Raw genomic sequence first — 16,936 nt, forward strand, 5'->3', positions numbered from 1 at the left:
AATTCGATCAAACAGCATGAATTATTCTCCTAATTTAGGGAGACCAGTATCACGGAATCCTTTACCGCCCCTAATAGGAATTAGCGGCCGGTTTACAACAGTGCGCTCACTTTCATAAACAATTTTTTGAACCAAGCAAGATGAAGGGCGCTGACTTTGAACAATAAAATTATCAATCATGAAAAGAATAAACATATCAGTTTTAATTGGCATTATGCTTGCCTTTATGTCATGTTCCAACGGGCAAGAAGCGAATGAAGAACCCCAAGAAACACTGCAAGAAGTTATTGACCCAGATTTGGTGGGCACGTGGTCCGGTGAAATTTCAGGTTCCTTTGGCGATGCGACCGCAACATTTGTTTTAAAAGATGACGGCAAAACAGATGTGAATGTATTGGAAGGCTCATCGAACTATTGTCCAATCCCAAATCTAAGATGGTTTGTGCTGGGTAACAGCTTCAAGATGGAAGGCAATGATGAGTGCGATGGCACATTGGTCAAATTCAATGCTCCCTATTCAAAAACAAATCTGGTGGGTAATTGGAGTGCTTCGAGTGGAAACAGCGGGTCATTTACCATGACAAAACAATAGCTTTAATATTGGTCCAAATGCTCAGGATACAGAAAATTGTTGTACGGAAAGCGGCTGACATGAATGTCGCGAACCGCATCATAGACCTTTTTTCTGAACTCATCAAGATTCTCTTTGTTCAGCGCTGAGATGAACAGAACGTTCTCGCCCAACTTGTTGAGCCAGGTTTTTTTCCATTCCTCCAGTGTGAAGTGGGCAGAGGTACGTTCGGTGACCAAATCGTCTTCCTCCAAGGTTTCCGGATGGTACTGATCGATTTTGTTGAACACCATGATGGTAGGCTTGTCGGCGCTCTTGATTTCATCCAATATTTGGTTCACTGAAGCGATATGCTCCTCAAAATTGGGGTGTGAAATATCCACCACATGCAACAACAGATCTGCTTCACGAACTTCATCCAGTGTGCTTTTGAAACTTTCGACCAATTGTGTGGGCAGTTTTCTGATGAAACCGACGGTATCACTGAGCAAAAAGGGCAGATTTCCGATGACCACTTTTCTGACCGTCGTATCCAAGGTTGCGAAGAGTTTGTTTTCGGCAAAAACATCGCTTTTGCTGATGACGTTCATTAAAGTGGATTTGCCCACATTGGTATATCCGACCAAGGCTACCCGAACCATAGCACCACGGTTGCCCCGTTGGGTCTCCATTTGTTTGTCGATTTTAGTCAACTTTTTTTTCAAAAGGGCTATTCGGTCACGAACGATACGGCGGTCAGTTTCGATTTCGGTTTCACCAGGCCCGCGCATACCGATACCCCCGCGCTGCCGTTCCAAGTGTGTCCAAAGTCCTGTCAAGCGGGGCAATAGGTATTCATATTGGGCGAGCTCAACCTGGGTTCGTGCATAACTGGTCTTGGCACGTTGTGCAAAGATGTCCAATATCAGCCCAGTACGATCCAAAATCTTGCAACGCAGCAACTTCTCGATGTTGTTTTGCTGGGCGGGTGAGAGCTCATCATCAAAAATGACCGAACCGATGTCATTGGCCTTGACATAATCTTTGACGTCCTCCATTTTGCCACTGCCGATATAGGTTTTGGGGTTGGGCACCTCCATGCGTTGTACAAAGCGTTTTTCAACCTCGCCCCCAGCGGTATATGTCAAAAACTCAAGTTCATCAAGGTATTCATTGACCTTTTCGGCATCCTGTGACTGGTTGATGACCCCGATGAGCACCGCTTTTTCGTATTCTATGGATTGTCTTTCGAGCATAGGCAACAAAATTAAGCAATGCTGGCCTTTTTACTAGATAATCGAGATTAAAACCTGACTGCCGTCAGGCAGGGCAGACAGGCTTGCTCCGTGATAGTTTACTATTTTGCAGAAAATCAAATTTTATGTCCGATTCAGATTTTTCAGAAAATTTGGTCACCATTGCTTTTTACAACCTCGAAAATTTTTTCGATACCCACGATGATCCCCACGCCTTGGATGATGATTTTACACCTGACGGATTCAAAAAATGGACGGAAAAGCGCTACCGAAAAAAGACAAAAAAGATAGCCAGGGTCATGCCCAGGATAGGGTTTAAAGAAACCCAAAACCCACCGGTCTTGATTGGATTGGCCGAGGTGGAGAACAGTGGTGTCATAAAATCACTTTTGAACACTTCGCCCTTGAAGGAGGTTGATTATGGCTATGTTCATTTTGATTCGCCCGATGAACGGGGCATTGACACCGCGTTGCTGTACCAGAAATCCCGTTTTGAGGTATTGCAATCAGAGAGTCTGACCTTGCTTGTTGAAAACACCAATGGTATCAGAGGTCTCACCCGTGACATTCTCTATGTCAAAGGAAGGTTGCATGAAGAGGAGATACACGTTTTTGTCAACCATTGGCCATCACGTAGGGAAGGTGCCGAAGAGACCAGCTATAAACGTGAGAAGGCTGCCGAGACCATCCTAAATAAAATAGAAACACTGCCCTCAAAAGGTGAGAATTGCATCATCATGGGTGATTTCAACGATGACCCCAACTCTAAAAGTATTGAAAGACTGATGGATTCGGGGTTTTTTATCAACCCCATGAAAAAATTGCTCACACCGGTCAAGGGGAGCGCCCGGTATAAGGGGGGATGGAATCTCTTTGATCAAATTATCATCTCCCATTCCTTTTTGAACCATGAAGAGAAAACACATAGTCTTCAAAAGACTGATATTTTTTCCGATAAAATGGTGAGGGAGTGGAAGGGAAAATATAAGGGCACACCCTTTCGAACTTACGTTGGAAGTAAATACATAGGGGGGTACAGCGATCATTTTCCGGTGTATGTGGTATTGGAATACCAAATTTAATTTGAAAGAAAAGTATTACAAACCACAAAAAACTGACCTTTCACAACAACAGTCAATCAAATACAGTGCATTTTGTCGAATAACTAGGTTGTTTTATCGATGATTTTGATATAGAAAATATATTTGTAGTCCAAATCTTACTTAACTTATCATCATGGACTACAATTTTGCAAAAGCGAAAGACTTCCATTTCTTCTTAATGACCGTTTTCCTATTTGCTTCCATTCAAGTTGCCGGGCAATCTGAAACGCAAAGAAAATCCATTAGCTCAAACTACAAAATAGCAAAAATTGAAACCATGGTTTCTATAATGGAACGGGACTTTCAATCAAAAGAACGTCAAATAGAACTTTTAGCGAAATCCATGGGCCTAAAAAAAATTGAAAGAAAGGCCGATGGCACCTTGATCTCGCTTGAAGACATAGGTAGCGATGGCACCCCCTTATTTTACACCACCTTAATGGATCCCACGAGCAAGGTCTCTAGGGCCAATGAGCTCTACAAGGGCGGCGCCATGGATTTGGATTTAAACGGTGCTGGTCTACAGGTCGGGGTTTGGGATGGTGGTGTGGCTTTGCCCACCCATCAAGAATTTGGTCAAAGAGTCTCAAATGCCGATGCGTCACAAGAAGTCAGTTCGCATGCGACCATGGTCACGGGCACCCTTGTTTCAAGTGGTATCAAAGAAAAGGCCAAAGGTGTTGTTTTTGCCGCTGAGGCATTGACCCATGATTGGACGAGGGATAAAATTGAAGTGGCAGAAGCCGCAACCAATGGCATGCTGCTTTCAAACCATTCGTACGGAATCAAATCTGACCGGGTGCCCGATTGGTACTTTGGTTCGTATATCAAAGTTTCACAAGATTGGGACGATATCATGTACAATGCACCCTATTATTTGATGGTCACTGCCGCGGGCAACGCACAAAACTCGTACGATAACGAAATGCCCATTCACGGTACATCAAGGGATGGTTTTGACCTATTGCTCGGGTTTGCCGTTTCAAAAAATGGAATCACCGTGGCAGGGGCCAATACCAAGATCAACAAAAAGGGAGAGTTGACCAGTGCTACCGTTGCCAATTACAGTAGCTTTGGCCCAGTGGATGATGGCCGTATCAAACCTGATTTAGCGGGTGATGGCACAGGGGTGTTTTCTACCTCGGCAAGCAACAACCAAAGCTACAGTACCTCGACCGGCACCTCTATGGCGACTCCGGGTGTAACGGGTTCCTTATTGTTGTTGCAACAATATCACGAACAGTTGTACGGTAGGTATATGAAAGCTGCTACTTTGAAAGGGTTGGCATTGCACACTGCGGATGATGTGTCCGCTCCTGGGCCAGATTACAAAATGGGATGGGGCGTACTCAATGCAAAAAGGGCCGCTGAAGTATTAAAACAGAAAGATTACAGTACCCTTGTATCAGAGGAACAGCTGACAAACGGACAAACGTATTCCATAACGGTAGAGGCCGACGGAACCATGCCGTTGATGGCTTCCATTTCATGGACGGACCCCAAGGGAAATTTTGTGAACCGTGGCAATTTGAACGATGTTACTGCGGCATTGACCAATGATTTGGACATCCGCATTACGAAGAACGGGGCACCATATCATCCATGGAAATTGAATGCGGCCCGTGCCGGTGACCCAGCATCGAAAGGTGACAATCGTGTGGATCCGTATGAACGTATCGATATTGTGGGAGCCAGTGGCGAGTATACGATTACCGTCACGCACAAGGGAAGTTTGACCAATGGCATTCAAGATTTTTCATTGATTGTCAGTGGTGTTAAGATGACCACTTGTGATATCAGAAAACCACTAGAGTTTGAGATGGTGTCGTCCACTGAAAATAATGCCACGTTTACCTGGAACTTTGACTATGAAACATTGTATGAGGTGCAGTATAGAGAAGCAGCGTCAGATTGGCTTACGGACCACACCTACAAAAATGCTTGGAGCACCCCGAACCTTGAAATTGGTACGACCTATGAAGTTCGTCTTCGTTCGGTATGTACCCAAAATATGGTTTCAGAATTCAGCGAACCGGTTGCATTTGTTTTTAACGGTGCGGATACCCAACCTATTTTAAACGAGCCGCTATCGTTACCTGAAGCGCTTGCTATTTCGTTGTACCCCAATCCCGCTGTTGACGAAATTACGGTTGATGCCGAAGTATCGAAAGATGCTGTGTACTCTATAATTACAGCATCGGGCAATATCATTAAAAAGGGAGCCTTACAAGAGGCGGTGAACGTGTCAGATTTGGCTGCCGGACTGTATGTGATGATGGTCGAGGATTATTCTGGGGTCAAAAGCTCTAAATTCTATAAGAACTGAGAATCAAACACGTTTGATTTCGCTGTCATCCAACAAATCATCCCCTCGCAACCGTAAGAAGACCTGGGCCGTGGTGACCACATCGAGCTCGCAATAGGCGATGATTCGGTCTAGATCCTTTTCCCCATAATAAACATCCTTCACCATACTGCCGTCCATATCTTCTTTGGGTGAGGGTATGCCGAGTACGTTGGCCATGAGTTTTAGCGAGGTATAGTGTTTGTAATCCCCAAACTTCCAAAGCTCCATAGTATCCAAATGGGGCACTTCCCAGGGCTTTTTGCCAAAAAGATTGAGTTTGGTCGGTAGTTTCATGCCATGGATGAGCATTCGCCTTGCGATATACGGAAAATCAAACTCCTTTCCGTTATGGGCGCACAACAGATGTTTGGGATGGTTGAAATGATCATTGAGCAAGGTTTTGAAGTCATTCAACAAATCAATTTCTTCACCGTGAAATGAGGTCACCCTAAAAGTTTGGATGTCGCCTTTCGGCACGAAATACCCAGCTGAAATACAGATGATTTTACCGAACTCGGCCCAAATACCTGCCCTTTCATAAAAATCTTCCGGTGAAATTTCATCTTTGCGCTGGTAAGAAGTCTTCTGTTCCCACAACAACTGTTTTTCTCCATCCAAAGATTCAAAATCTGCATGCTCGGGCACGGTCTCTATATCCAAAAACAGAATATTGCTTAAATCGATTTTGTAGAGCATGGTTGTAAAATACTAATTTGTACCGAATCGGTTCCTATTGAGGTATTTAATCGTATCTTGTTTCTTGGAAAAAGCTATGAATTTGAAAAGAACACTATGGTCTTTAGCGGCCCTAATCTTTATTGGCTGTACTACAGATGATGGAGGCACTGGGGAAACTGAGAAAATTTCTCCGGCGGACTTTATCGCAATCGGCGAGGACGAGGGTATCGTCTACCAATTTTCCTATGATGCCGATACTGGTGCGGGCCAAACTTTCAACTTGACCGAAGAGTTGGGCATACGGCCCAGTTATTTGACCCTACGGCAGCAAGATGGCCTACTTTCTTTTTATTCATTTTCTGGGGGGTCATTTTCACTGGCGCAAAAAAATGTATTGACAGGCACCACTTTAAATTACAATGATTTTTATACCAGCGATTTAGAACGGTCGGTTATCTGGGGTATCAATACTGAAAGTAGGGTTTTCTTCGGCTATTTTGGGCCACAGACCAGTAGAAACCTGGCCATTTTTGATTTAGAACTCGATGGTACATCGGCTGCCGACATCACCTTAGATTTCAACATTGATGCAGTTTTTCAGCCGATTCTTTTTGAGAACAAAGTATTCGTTGCCTATCGCGATAGCCAAGGAGACAATAAGTTGACGTATTATAACATTGATACCAAGAGTGTGGGCCCTACCTTAAACTTTGGTGGCACGGCCATCAGTTTTTTGATAGCGGATTCGGGCGATATTGCCGTAGTGAAAAATGGCAGTCAACCCACGCTGGAATTGTACGACAGCGATGCGCTGTCTTTTATTGAAAGCAAGGCGCTTGACTTCAACTCCGGTTTTGAATCCGGCCCTATCGACGGTGCCGTTCTTGCAGAAAACAGGCTTTTTTATCGAATTGCTTATCCGCAACCCGCCAGAATTCCATACGGACCAGCCATTTTTGATTTTGGCGAACAAGACAATCAGATTATCGATGTGTTCGGATTGATTGAGGAAATTGAACGGGAAGTTGGCGCTTCCATTGCGTTGACCACCCAAATCTTTGATTCGGAAAAAAATAGCTTCTTTATCGGATATGGTGTATTGGGCAACGAAATCAAGGGAGGTGTCTTGCAAGTCGATACCGAGGGAAGGCTTGTGGCCAATATCGAATTTCCATTCTTTCCAACCCATATTTTGCGCAATTAAAACAGCGACTGCTGTTTCACGGGGCTTTCATGGTCGAGCAACCACTTTTTGCGGTGCAGCCCGCCGGCATAGCCGATTAAATCACCATTGCTGCCGATGATGCGATGGCATGGCACGACAATCCATAACGGATTTTTACCATTCGCCGCGGCGACGGCACGAATGGCCTTCACGTCGCCCAATTGTTTTGAAAGTTCAAGATAGGAGCGGGTCTTTCCATACGGAATTTCGAGTAGGGCCTCCCAAACCCGCTTTTGAAAGTCGGTACCTTTAGGATTCAATGTTAAGTCGAATGTCTTTCGATGGCCCTCAAAATATTCGTTGAGTTGATAGACCGCATCTTGCAAAACTTCTGGAATGATATCTTCCGGCATCGCTTTGTCAACCACCGAAATACTGGCCAAGCCGTTTTCATCGCCTGTGAACCGGGCATAACCGAGCGGTGTTTTGACAACGGCAGTTTCCATCAGATTTTTTTAGCCAATTGAATGCGTTTAGATAAGTTCTTAGTCCTCATCGGGAATTTGTTCAATGATGCCCAACCGCTTTGCCCGTGTCTCCCAATTTTTTCGGGCCAATAGCTGTAAATCCTCTACACTGTCGCTCTCATCCATGATTTCAAGGCCCAACAAGGTCTCGATAACATCCTCCATGGTCACTAGTCCACTTACGGAACCGTATTCGTCAACCACTAAAGTGATGTGTTCGCGTTTGGCCACAAAAGTTTCGAACAGCTGGGGTATCGGAGTATCACGGTTGGTGGCCAAAATGTCGCGCCGTATAGTGCCCAACGTGGCTGCACCGTTGTCGTTGATCATGTTCTCGAGCACCTCATCCTTGAGTACAAACCCAGTAATGTTATCCACACGATTTTTGTACACGGGAATCCGCGAAAAGCGCAAATTCGGATTGGCATCAAAAAATTCCTTGATGGTGCTGTCTTCTGAAGCAATTTTAATCACGGCACGGGGGGTCATCACGTCTTTGGCAAAAATCTCGTTGAAATTGAGCAGGTTTCTGATGATTTTTGATTCTGATTCCAACACTGCACCATCCTCATGTGCAATTTCGGCCATGGCCGTAAAATCTTCACGGCTCAACACACTGCTGCCGTGCACGTCTTTTTTGCCAATCAGTCTGGTGAACAACTGCAATGTCCACAAGAGCCCCGTCCATTTCATAACAAAAACCATGGCCTTAAGGGTTTTTGATGTAAAATTGGCCAAACGTTTCCAGTACGTGGCCCCAATGGTCTTCGGTATGATTTCAGAAGCCACCAAAATCAAGATGGTCATGATGGTCGACACCGCACCGACCATAACGGCCTCGGTAAACTCGAACCCCAAAATGGTGCGTTGCTGGTTGCCGATGGAATTTGCATAAACCACCTTCGCCTGCACCCCGACCAAGATGGCACCCACGGTATGGGCTACGGTATTCAAGGTCAATATGGATATCAGGGGTTTATCGACATCCTTTTTAAGCTTTTCAAGCTCAAAAGCGTATGCTTTGCCTTCCGATTTTTTGACGTTGATGAAGGTCGGCGTAATGCTCAACAGCACGGCTTCCAAAATGGAGCAGAGAAAGGAAAAGAAAATGGAAATAAAGGCGTAAAAAAGTAATAGTCCCATGGGGGCGAAGATATTAATAATTCAGGTACGTATTTTGTTCAATCACGTTGAATGTTAGCATCGTAGAATACTTGGTGCAATGCGGGCCTGATGTTGAGTTCATACAATTTTCGATGGGTTCGGTTCGGGTATACCCGGTTGGAAAGAAAAATAAATACCAATTGGTTTTCAGGGTCTGCCCACACAAAAGTACCGGTAAACCCAGCATGGCCAAAACTTTTCTTGCTTGCCGCCGGAGCGGGATAGGCCTCTTTTAGTTCCAACGTATCATTGCCCAACAAGGGTTTGTCAAAACCAAGCCCCCGACGGTTTTCGTTTTCAGGGTACTGTACAGCGGTGAATTCTTGTACCGTTTTTTCGGAAAGGTAGCGTCTACCATTCAGGTTTCCATAGTTTTGGTACATCAGCATAATTTTGGCAACATCCTCTGCGGTACCGAAAAGGCCTGCATTGCCCGAGACGCCGCCCAACAGCGCTGCATTTTCGTCATGAACCCAATTTTGCGTCAATGCATGTCGAAACAGCGTATCGATTTCTGTGGGAACGATGTTGTTTTGAAGCTTTTTTGTTTTAGGATTGAACCCAAGTGTTGAAGCTTCCATCGAACCATAAAAATGCTTTTGAAGATAGGTTTCATAGTTCTCGCCCGTGAGTTGCTCAATCAATTTGGGAAAAATAAGAAAGGTAAGCCCCGAATAGCGGTATTTTTTCGTTTCGGAAACCTCGGAACGGTTGATGTTTCGATATACTTTTCTGGCAAACCTGTTTTTCACATAAAGTCCGTCATAAACCTGTTTCTGAAATCGTTTGTTCGGTTGTTGCCGTACAAACCGCTTTTTCAGTTGGCCATTTTTCTTTGTGACCTTATTTAAAAAAACGATATAGGGGGTCAAACCTGCCTGATGGGCCAAAATTTCACGAAGCGTAATGTGTTTTTTGTCTTTCCGTTTTCGCCATGGCTTCCAATAAGTGGAGAAAGGGATATCCAAATCCAATTTATCCTCATCGACCAATTTCATCAGGGCGGGCAGTGGTGCGGTGATTTTGGTTACCGAGGCCAAATCGTATACATCGTTCAGTGACACAGGTTGCAAACTATCATACGTATGAAATCCGTAGGCTTTGTGAAAAATCGTCTGTCCATTTTTTGATACCAATACTTGCGCCCCAGGGAAGGCCTGCTCTTTGATACCGTTCGTTATAATGGAATCTACGTTTGAATGGATGTAGGCGGAATCAAGCCCTACTTCAGATGGATGGGCATAGGGGAGGGATTTGTTTTGCTGTGGATACAACCCCCATACGGATAATACCACTGTTGCGAATAGGATTTTTTTGTAAAATCTGCTCATTTGACAATGTAGGTTTAACACCCTCCTCAAGGAGGGAATTACCCCAAAAGCTTCACTGCATCTTTTGCGAAGTAACTCGCAATGATGTTCGCGCCTGCCCTTTTGATGGCGGTCAACTGCTCCAACATCACAGTGTCATGGTCTAACCAGCCTTTTTCAGCAGCAGCTTTGAGCATGGCATATTCGCCCGAGACCTGATAAACGGCTACAGGTCCATCGACCTCGTTTCGAATCTCACGAACAATATCTAAATAACAAAGTCCGGGTTTTACCATGACAATATCGGCACCTTCGTCGATGTCCATCAGGGTTTCTTTAATGGCCTCGAACCGATTGGCAGGATCCATTTGATAGGTTTTTTTGTCTTTTGGAATGTCTTTAGCATCCACAGGGGCAGAATCCAAAGCATCCCTAAACGGACCGTAAAAAGCACTGGCATATTTGGCAGAATAGCTCATGATGCCCGTATCGGTAAACCCTTCATTTTCCAAGGCTTCGCGAATCATGAGGATGCGGCCGTCCATCATATCACTGGGTGCCACAAAATCGGCACCAGCCTGGGCATGGCTTACGCTCATCTCGGCCAGAATCTCACTGGTTTCGTCATTTAAAACCCTTCCGTCCTTCACAATACCATCATGACCAAAAGAGGAATAGGGATCCAGCGCCACATCGGTCATCACCAACATATCGGGACACACATTTTTCACCGTTTTGATGGCCCGTTGCATCAATCCATTGGGATTCAATGCTTCCTTGCCCTTATTATCCTTTAAATTGTCGGCGACCTTTACGAAGAGCAAAACAGCACAAAGCCCCATGTTCCAGAGTTGTTTGACTTCTTTTTCGAGTTCGTCGAGACTTAAGCGATAATAATCGGGCATGGAGGGAATCTCTTCCTTTACCCCTTTACCTTCCACCACAAAAAGGGGCACTAAAAAGTCATCGGGAGTGATAACGGTTTCGCGTACCAATCTTCTGATGGATTCGTTTGCTCGTAACCTTCTGTTTCTTAAGTATGGATACATTTTTGAGCCTATTTTAGATGTTTTACTAATTTTTGGAGGGGAGATTTTCCTTTGGAGGCCAAAACCAAATTGGTTTCAAGTTGCTTTACCACAGGATTTTCACAATCCAATTCTGAAAAAAGCTTGTTCAGGTCATTGGGAAAGTTGGTGAAGATGTCTCCCATGGAATCCAATAAAAAAATGGCTCCCAGACCTTGATCGGCGGCATAGTTTCCATCCATCCTGACAAAATCATTATAAAACTGTGGTTTCAGGTAATAATGGGTGGCTTTGCCAATGGTCTCGGTCTTGAACCCCATTTGATCAGTGTCGGTGTATTTATACTGCGAGCGAAATTCTTTATAGTTTTCTTTGTTCGGCTTTGCGCAATGTGTAGAAAAATAGTCAAGATACAGGTATGCAAAGGCTGAACGCTTTTTCAACAAAGCTGTTTTCTTGAGGCCCATATCAAGATTTTGTGACTGCATATCGCGCAAACCGTAAGGAAAGCCCTCAAAGTTGCCATCGTAAATCGTTTGCAGAAAATCACCCATGGCGTATTTGCTAAAATCGTAGGCAGGGGCATTATTGTTCTGTACAGGTTTTAGCAAATAGGCAACTTCAGAAGCTTCACGGGCATAATCGCTTGCCGTGTTGACACGCCTGTCAGGGTCGTCTTGTTTTTGGCGCTGTATTTGACGCACTTGGGCCGCCTCGCGCGCCACACGTTGACGCCTTTGCTGTTCTTGTCGCCATTTTTGGCGTTGGGCCAGCGCTTCTTCTTGCTGTTTTTTTGCCAGTTGCCGTTCTTTCTTGAGTTCCTCCAATGATTTGGAATTTACAGCCACTGCCACATCGTACCATGGGTCTTGGCCATTATGTGGCCCGTAGAACATATAGGCAAAACCATTTTTGACCCAGTATCGGTCGCCAAAACACTGCATCATTTTTTTGAGCAGTTTTTGTTTCTCTTTTAATCCCATTTTTGTGAAAGACTTGCCAAAAACGGGCACAAAATTTTCATCATGAACGGCTAAGGCGTAAACTTGGGCATAACCGCGGTCGTCCATTCGTCTGTTTTTGGCATTGGCACCGTAGCCCTCACTCTCATTTACCCAATCTTCCATTTTTGAGCAGTTCTGTGACTGGATTGTATAATGGCCCATCATAATCAAACAGATGGTAAAAAGGATTTTTTTCATGCTTCGGGCACTTTGATTTCACCGATTAAATAGGGTACGGCCTTGCCAGAAATTTTGACACGTTCTCCAAGGTATTCTATCCAAAGCTTTCCACCCCGTTCTGATAATTGACGCGCTGTCATTTTGGTTTTGCCCAACACCTTGCTCCAATACGGTGCCATGGTAGTATGTGCAGAACCCGTCACGGGATCTTCGGGAATGCCGCATTTTGGCGCGAAGAAGCGCGAGACAAAATCCACTTTATCACCAGGCGCCGATACGATAACACCACGGCAATCACATTTGTTCAGCAGATGAAAGTTGGGATTTAGGGCCTCAATTTCAGCCTGCGAGTTGTAAATCAACAGATAATCGGTTTTTCCCTTGATGGTCTTTATTGGGCTCCACCCCAATGCTTTTTCAATGGCATTGTTGCCCCTGATCATTACATTTTCATCGGATGGAAAATCAAGTGTCATCAACCCATCGGAAGCTTTCTCTACAAAAAGATCCCCGCTTCGATGAGAATAAAATCGAATGGTATTTTCTGAATAACCATGATAGTGAAAGAGCGCATAGGCGGAGGCTAGGGTGGCATGGCCGCAAAGGTCAACTTCGGTCTCCGGGGTGAACCATCGCAGTTCAAACGTGCTGTTTCGTTGCACGATGAATGCTGTCTCTGCCAAATTATTTTCTTGGGCAATTTTCTGCATCAGTCCAGCATCAATCCATTCATCGAGAATACAAACCGCAGCGGGATTGCCCCCGAAAATATGGTCGGTAAACGCGTCGATTTGATATAATGTGAGTTTCACGACTTAAAACTAATGATTAAACCCAATCTTTGGGATGTTTCAGTACCTGAATCAGTTTTTCCTCTTCGCTTCCCTTTTTTGGCAGGTGGTCATAACGCCATTGTACATGGGGCGGCAGGCTCATCAAAATACTTTCGATACGGCCGTTGGTTTTAAGGCCGAACAAGGTGCCTTTGTCATGCACCAGGTTGAACTCGACATATCGCCCACGGCGTATTTCTTGCCAATCCCTATGTTTTTGGTTGTAATCCAATTCTTTACGTTTTAGAACGATTGGTATATAGGCATCCAAGAAACTGTCACCCACCTCGGTAACAAAATTGTACCAATCTTCCATCCCCATGTTTTCAGTGGATTTAAGGTAATCAAAAAAGAGTCCGCCCACACCCCGTGCCTCATTGCGATGGGCATTCCAAAAATAGTTATCACAGCGTTTTTTGTACTGCGGATAAAACGTCGAATCATGTGCATCACAGGCTTGTTTGCAAATAGCATGGAAATGCTTCGCATCTTCCTCAAAGAGATAGTACGGGGTCAAATCTTGTCCGCCTCCGAACCATTGGTCCACGATGTCACCCTGTTTGTTGTACATCTCAAAATAGCGCCAATTGGCGTGGACCGTTGGCACAAACGGATTTTTGGGGTGCAGCACCAAACTCAATCCGCAGGCAAAGAAATCAGCATCCTCAACACCAAAATAGTTTTGCATGCTCTGCGGCAACGCTCCGTGCACCGCTGAAATGTTCACGCCACCTTTTTCAAAGACCGCTCCGTTTTCGATGACCCGTGTTCTACCGCCTCCTCCTTCGGCACGTTTCCAAAGGTCTTCCTTGAATTTGCCACTTCCATCAACTTCTTCAAGTTTTGAAGTGATGGTGTTTTGGAGATTTTCGATGTAAGTGTAAAATCTATCTTTTAAGCTCATGGGATGATGTGTACAAGGTTGTCTTCATGACAGGCTAAATCCGATTCGCCATGTATCAATACGGATTTCTCTGTCATTTCTTTCAATTTGGTAACTATGGCTTCCAGTTCCATATCGGGATGTTTTTCATAGAGGCTTCTTCCAACTTTATTGTTGTGCATATCCATCAACATGGCCAATTTCTTGTTTGGAAAGGCATTTTCATGCCAATCGGTGATTTCTTCTGTCCATCGCAAGACCCGTTCCTTATTTTTTGACCATTTGCTGCATGCCTTGGCGATAGTATAGTTCCAAAGGGCGTGGCGAAAGGCATTGGCTGTTCCGTTTACATGATGTTTTTTACCATACAACTGATACGATTTGGCTACTGTTTTTCTTGTGGCGCACATTGCTGGTACTATGAAAACGGGGTTTTTCAATCCCAACACCAATAATTTGGAAAAATGGAGAAATGAAACCCGTCTGAGTATTTTTAACATTTTCACCATCTTTCTTGATTACACTGCCAAGTCGTCTTTTATGGCTTCTACGTCATCATCTTCCTTATATTTTGCCCAAATGGCCAGACCAAACGTCAATACTCCCAAACGACCGATGAACATGAGCACAATAATCACAATTTTACCAAAACCCGTCAATTCCCCTGTGATGCCAGTGCTCAATCCGACCGTGCCCAAAGCAGAGGCTACTTCGAACATCACTTTTTCAAACTCAAAGTCTTCACTGAAGGTCAACAAAAAGGTTCCAAGCGCAATCAATGAGGTATAGAAAATAAAGGATGATGTTGCGATGTACAAACGTTCGTAGGGAATGCTTCTTCCCAAAAAAGTAATTTTTTTACTGTTTTTGATGCGACTTTTCATAATGGCAAAAACCGCAGTCAGTGTTGTGATTTTCATACCCCCGGCGGTACCTGATGGAGATGCTCCGATATACATTAAAAAAATAGTGACCAATAAGATCGGTAATAGAAAGGCCCCAAAATCAGCCGTATTGAATCCCACAGTGGTCATTGCGGTCATGCTCTGAAAGAATGCGGCCAAAAAACGCTCCTGACCTTCCAATTGGCTGATGTTGGGCTCGTAGACGTAGAAAAAGATAAATCCGAAGCACAATAAAATCAAGAAGCCATAGCCTATGATTTTTGTGGTAAAACTAAGCTTATGCCCTTTTTTCTTGATACGCTGCACAAAATCGGTCACTACGATAAACCCCATGGAGCCCGTTATGGCCAAAACGGAGATGGTAGTATTGATCAAGACATTGTCGGAATAGTCTACGAAACTTGAGTTAAAAAGACTAAAGCCTGCAGTACAAAAAGCACTTACGCTATGGAATATGGAAGCCCATATCGCTTGGGCCCATGGCATACCTTCTGCCCGAAACGCTATCAGAAAAAGGATAACACCCAAAATCTCCATAACCAGAGTGAAGATGATTACAGAGGCCAGAAAATCTTGGATTTTGATGGTTTTTGGCAAAGTGAACTCCGTTTTTAGGATTCGCTGGTGCCAATGGGTCATTCTTCGTGTGGTCGATAACAGCATAAAAGTGGTGAACGTGAGGTAGCCGATACCGCCCAATTGAAAAAGTACCATAACCACAAACTGACCAAAGAAATTATAGGAATCAAAAACGGATACCGTAACCAGACCCGTCGTTGATACTGCTGAGGTTGCAATGAACAAATTATCCAAAATAGGTACGGAAACCTTCTGAAGCCAAGGCAAACTCAAAAGCAGCGTACCTGTTACGATGTAAGTCAAAAAGCCATAGAATAGATTCTGTTGTGGACTCAGGCTCAGTTTGAATCTGCGATATTTTCCCGTAATTGTTTTAAGGATGCTCATTTATTATTCTGGGATTGCTAATATTCTTTAACCGCATCAATAAAAGCCCTGGCATTTTCAACGGGGATATTGGGAAGAATGCCGTGACCAAGGTTGACCACATATCGGTTCTTGCCGAACTCGTTGACCATCTGATGCACCATTTTTTTGATGTCTTCTGGAGGGGAAAGCAACCGTGCCGGATCAAAGTTACCCTGTAAGGTAATCTGCCCACCGGTCAAATACCGGGCATTTTGTGCTGAACAGGTCCAATCGACCCCCAGGGCGGAAGCACCCGATTGGGCCATTTCTTTTAGTGCAAACCAACACCCCTTGCCAAAAACGATGACAGGGGCTTCGTCTTTCAGTGCATCTATAATTTGTTGGATGTATTGCCAAGAAAATTCTTGATAGTCAACGGGAGACAACATACCGCCCCAAGAATCAAAGATTTGCACCACATCACAACCAGACTTGATTTTTTCTTTCAAATAGGCAATGGTGGTGTCAGTGATTTTTTGAAGGAGCTCATGTGCTGCTTGGGGTTGTGTAAAACAAAGACCTTTGGCCAAATCAAAGCTTTTGCTACCTTGACCCTGCACGCAATAGCAAAGAATCGTCCATGGAGATCCGGCAAAGCCGATCAACGGAATCTCATCTTCCAGTTTTTCCTTGGTCATTTTGATGGCCTCCATCACATAACCCAGGGTATCATTGATATTGGGCACAACAACACGCTCCAAATCTTTCACACTACGAATGGGATTGGGCAGATAAGGACCGAAATTTGGTTTCATCTGCACTTCGATGTTCATGGCTTGGGGAATCACCAAAATATCACTGAACAGAATGGCGGCATCCATACCAAACCTGCGAATGGGCTGTACCGTGATTTCTGAGGCCAATTCAGGGGTCTGGCAACGGGTAAAGAAATCGTACTTTTCGCGAATTTCCATGAATTCGGGCAGGTAACGACCAGCCTGTCGCATCATCCATACCGGTGGTCTATTCACATCCTCGCCCTTAAGGGCTCTTAGAAAAAGGTCATTTCTTATCAT

At 44.5% G+C, this 16,936-nt stretch carries 16 protein-coding genes; 4 read left to right on the forward strand and 12 right to left on the reverse strand.

Going from position 1 to position 16,936, the window contains the following annotated elements; genetic code table 11:
• Positions 1 to 178: 178 nt before the first annotated feature.
• Entirely contained in the window at positions 179 to 592 is a 414-nt protein-coding gene (locus AAAH86_RS07795) for a hypothetical protein (RefSeq protein WP_343487004.1), read from the forward strand.
• Between the two features lie 2 nt (positions 593 to 594).
• Here AAAH86_RS07795 and hflX read toward each other — a convergent pair whose 3' ends face one another.
• Positions 595 to 1,806: a GTPase HflX gene (gene hflX / locus AAAH86_RS07800; RefSeq protein WP_343487005.1), complete on the reverse strand. Its 1,212-nt coding sequence runs from the start codon at positions 1,804 to 1,806 to the stop codon at positions 595 to 597.
• Between the two features lie 125 nt (positions 1,807 to 1,931).
• On the opposite strand from hflX, the gene AAAH86_RS07805 reads away from it, so the two are divergent.
• Both AAAH86_RS07805 and AAAH86_RS07810 read left to right on the forward strand, forming a co-directional pair.
• Positions 1,932 to 2,888 (forward strand): endonuclease/exonuclease/phosphatase family protein, encoded by a 957-nt coding sequence (locus AAAH86_RS07805; protein ID WP_343487006.1) that lies wholly within the window; start codon positions 1,932 to 1,934, stop codon positions 2,886 to 2,888.
• A 154-nt stretch (positions 2,889 to 3,042) separates the two neighbouring features.
• A complete protein-coding gene (locus AAAH86_RS07810) occupies positions 3,043 to 5,235 on the forward strand; it encodes a S8 family serine peptidase (RefSeq protein WP_343487007.1) in 2,193 nt (730 codons plus the stop codon).
• 3 nt (positions 5,236 to 5,238) lie between these two features.
• On the opposite strand, the gene AAAH86_RS07815 is transcribed toward AAAH86_RS07810, so the two are convergent.
• Positions 5,239 to 5,952, reverse strand: coding sequence for a 3'-5' exonuclease (locus AAAH86_RS07815; protein WP_343487008.1), 714 nt, complete (start codon positions 5,950 to 5,952; stop codon positions 5,239 to 5,241).
• Positions 5,953 to 6,034: 82 nt separating this feature from the next.
• Between AAAH86_RS07815 and AAAH86_RS07820 the strand changes: the two genes are divergently transcribed.
• Positions 6,035 to 7,138: a hypothetical protein gene (locus tag AAAH86_RS07820; protein ID WP_343487009.1), complete on the forward strand. Its 1,104-nt coding sequence runs from the start codon at positions 6,035 to 6,037 to the stop codon at positions 7,136 to 7,138.
• On the opposite strand, the gene AAAH86_RS07825 is transcribed toward AAAH86_RS07820, so the two are convergent.
• From AAAH86_RS07825 to hemE, 10 genes are read right to left on the reverse strand one after another with little or no spacing between them, the layout of a single operon-like run.
• Positions 7,135 to 7,605 (reverse strand): methylated-DNA--[protein]-cysteine S-methyltransferase, encoded by a 471-nt coding sequence (locus tag AAAH86_RS07825; RefSeq protein WP_343487010.1) that lies wholly within the window; start codon positions 7,603 to 7,605, stop codon positions 7,135 to 7,137. The two genes, AAAH86_RS07820 and AAAH86_RS07825, sit on opposite strands and share 4 nt — an antisense overlap.
• 39 nt (positions 7,606 to 7,644) lie before the next feature.
• Entirely contained in the window at positions 7,645 to 8,769 is a 1,125-nt protein-coding gene (locus AAAH86_RS07830) for a CNNM domain-containing protein (protein WP_343487011.1), read from the reverse strand.
• Positions 8,770 to 8,807: 38 nt separating this feature from the next.
• On the reverse strand, positions 8,808 to 10,121 hold the full coding sequence (locus AAAH86_RS07835; RefSeq protein WP_343487012.1) for a serine hydrolase domain-containing protein: 1,314 nt from the start codon (positions 10,119 to 10,121) through the stop codon (positions 8,808 to 8,810).
• Between the two features lie 38 nt (positions 10,122 to 10,159).
• Positions 10,160 to 11,149, reverse strand: a complete 990-nt coding sequence (hemB, locus tag AAAH86_RS07840; RefSeq protein ID WP_343487014.1) for a porphobilinogen synthase — start codon at positions 11,147 to 11,149, stop codon at positions 10,160 to 10,162.
• 8 nt (positions 11,150 to 11,157) lie between these two features.
• Complete coding sequence (locus AAAH86_RS07845; RefSeq protein WP_343487015.1) at positions 11,158 to 12,330, reverse strand: hypothetical protein; 1,173 nt, start codon at positions 12,328 to 12,330, stop codon at positions 11,158 to 11,160.
• Positions 12,327 to 13,124 (reverse strand): PhzF family phenazine biosynthesis protein, encoded by a 798-nt coding sequence (locus AAAH86_RS07850; RefSeq protein WP_343487016.1) that lies wholly within the window; start codon positions 13,122 to 13,124, stop codon positions 12,327 to 12,329. Before AAAH86_RS07850 ends, AAAH86_RS07845 begins: the two co-directional genes overlap by 4 nt.
• Before the next feature lie 16 nt (positions 13,125 to 13,140).
• Positions 13,141 to 14,049 carry an oxygen-dependent coproporphyrinogen oxidase gene (gene hemF, locus AAAH86_RS07855; protein ID WP_343487017.1) on the reverse strand — a complete coding sequence of 303 codons (909 nt, stop codon included), beginning with the start codon at positions 14,047 to 14,049 and terminating at the stop codon, positions 13,141 to 13,143.
• Positions 14,046 to 14,528: a hypothetical protein gene (locus AAAH86_RS07860; RefSeq protein WP_343487018.1), complete on the reverse strand. Its 483-nt coding sequence runs from the start codon at positions 14,526 to 14,528 to the stop codon at positions 14,046 to 14,048. Before AAAH86_RS07860 ends, hemF begins: the two co-directional genes overlap by 4 nt.
• An 18-nt stretch (positions 14,529 to 14,546) precedes the next feature.
• Positions 14,547 to 15,899 carry a potassium transporter TrkG gene (locus AAAH86_RS07865; protein ID WP_343487019.1) on the reverse strand — a complete coding sequence of 451 codons (1,353 nt, stop codon included), beginning with the start codon at positions 15,897 to 15,899 and terminating at the stop codon, positions 14,547 to 14,549.
• 17 nt (positions 15,900 to 15,916) lie between these two features.
• The gene (gene hemE, locus AAAH86_RS07870; RefSeq protein ID WP_343487020.1) at positions 15,917 to 16,936 is read right to left on the reverse strand and encodes a uroporphyrinogen decarboxylase; all 1,020 of its coding nucleotides are present in this window, start codon (positions 16,934 to 16,936) and stop codon (positions 15,917 to 15,919) included.

The organism is Allomuricauda sp. d1, assembly GCF_039592695.1.
Classification (GTDB): Bacteria; Bacteroidota; Bacteroidia; order Flavobacteriales; family Flavobacteriaceae; genus Flagellimonas_A.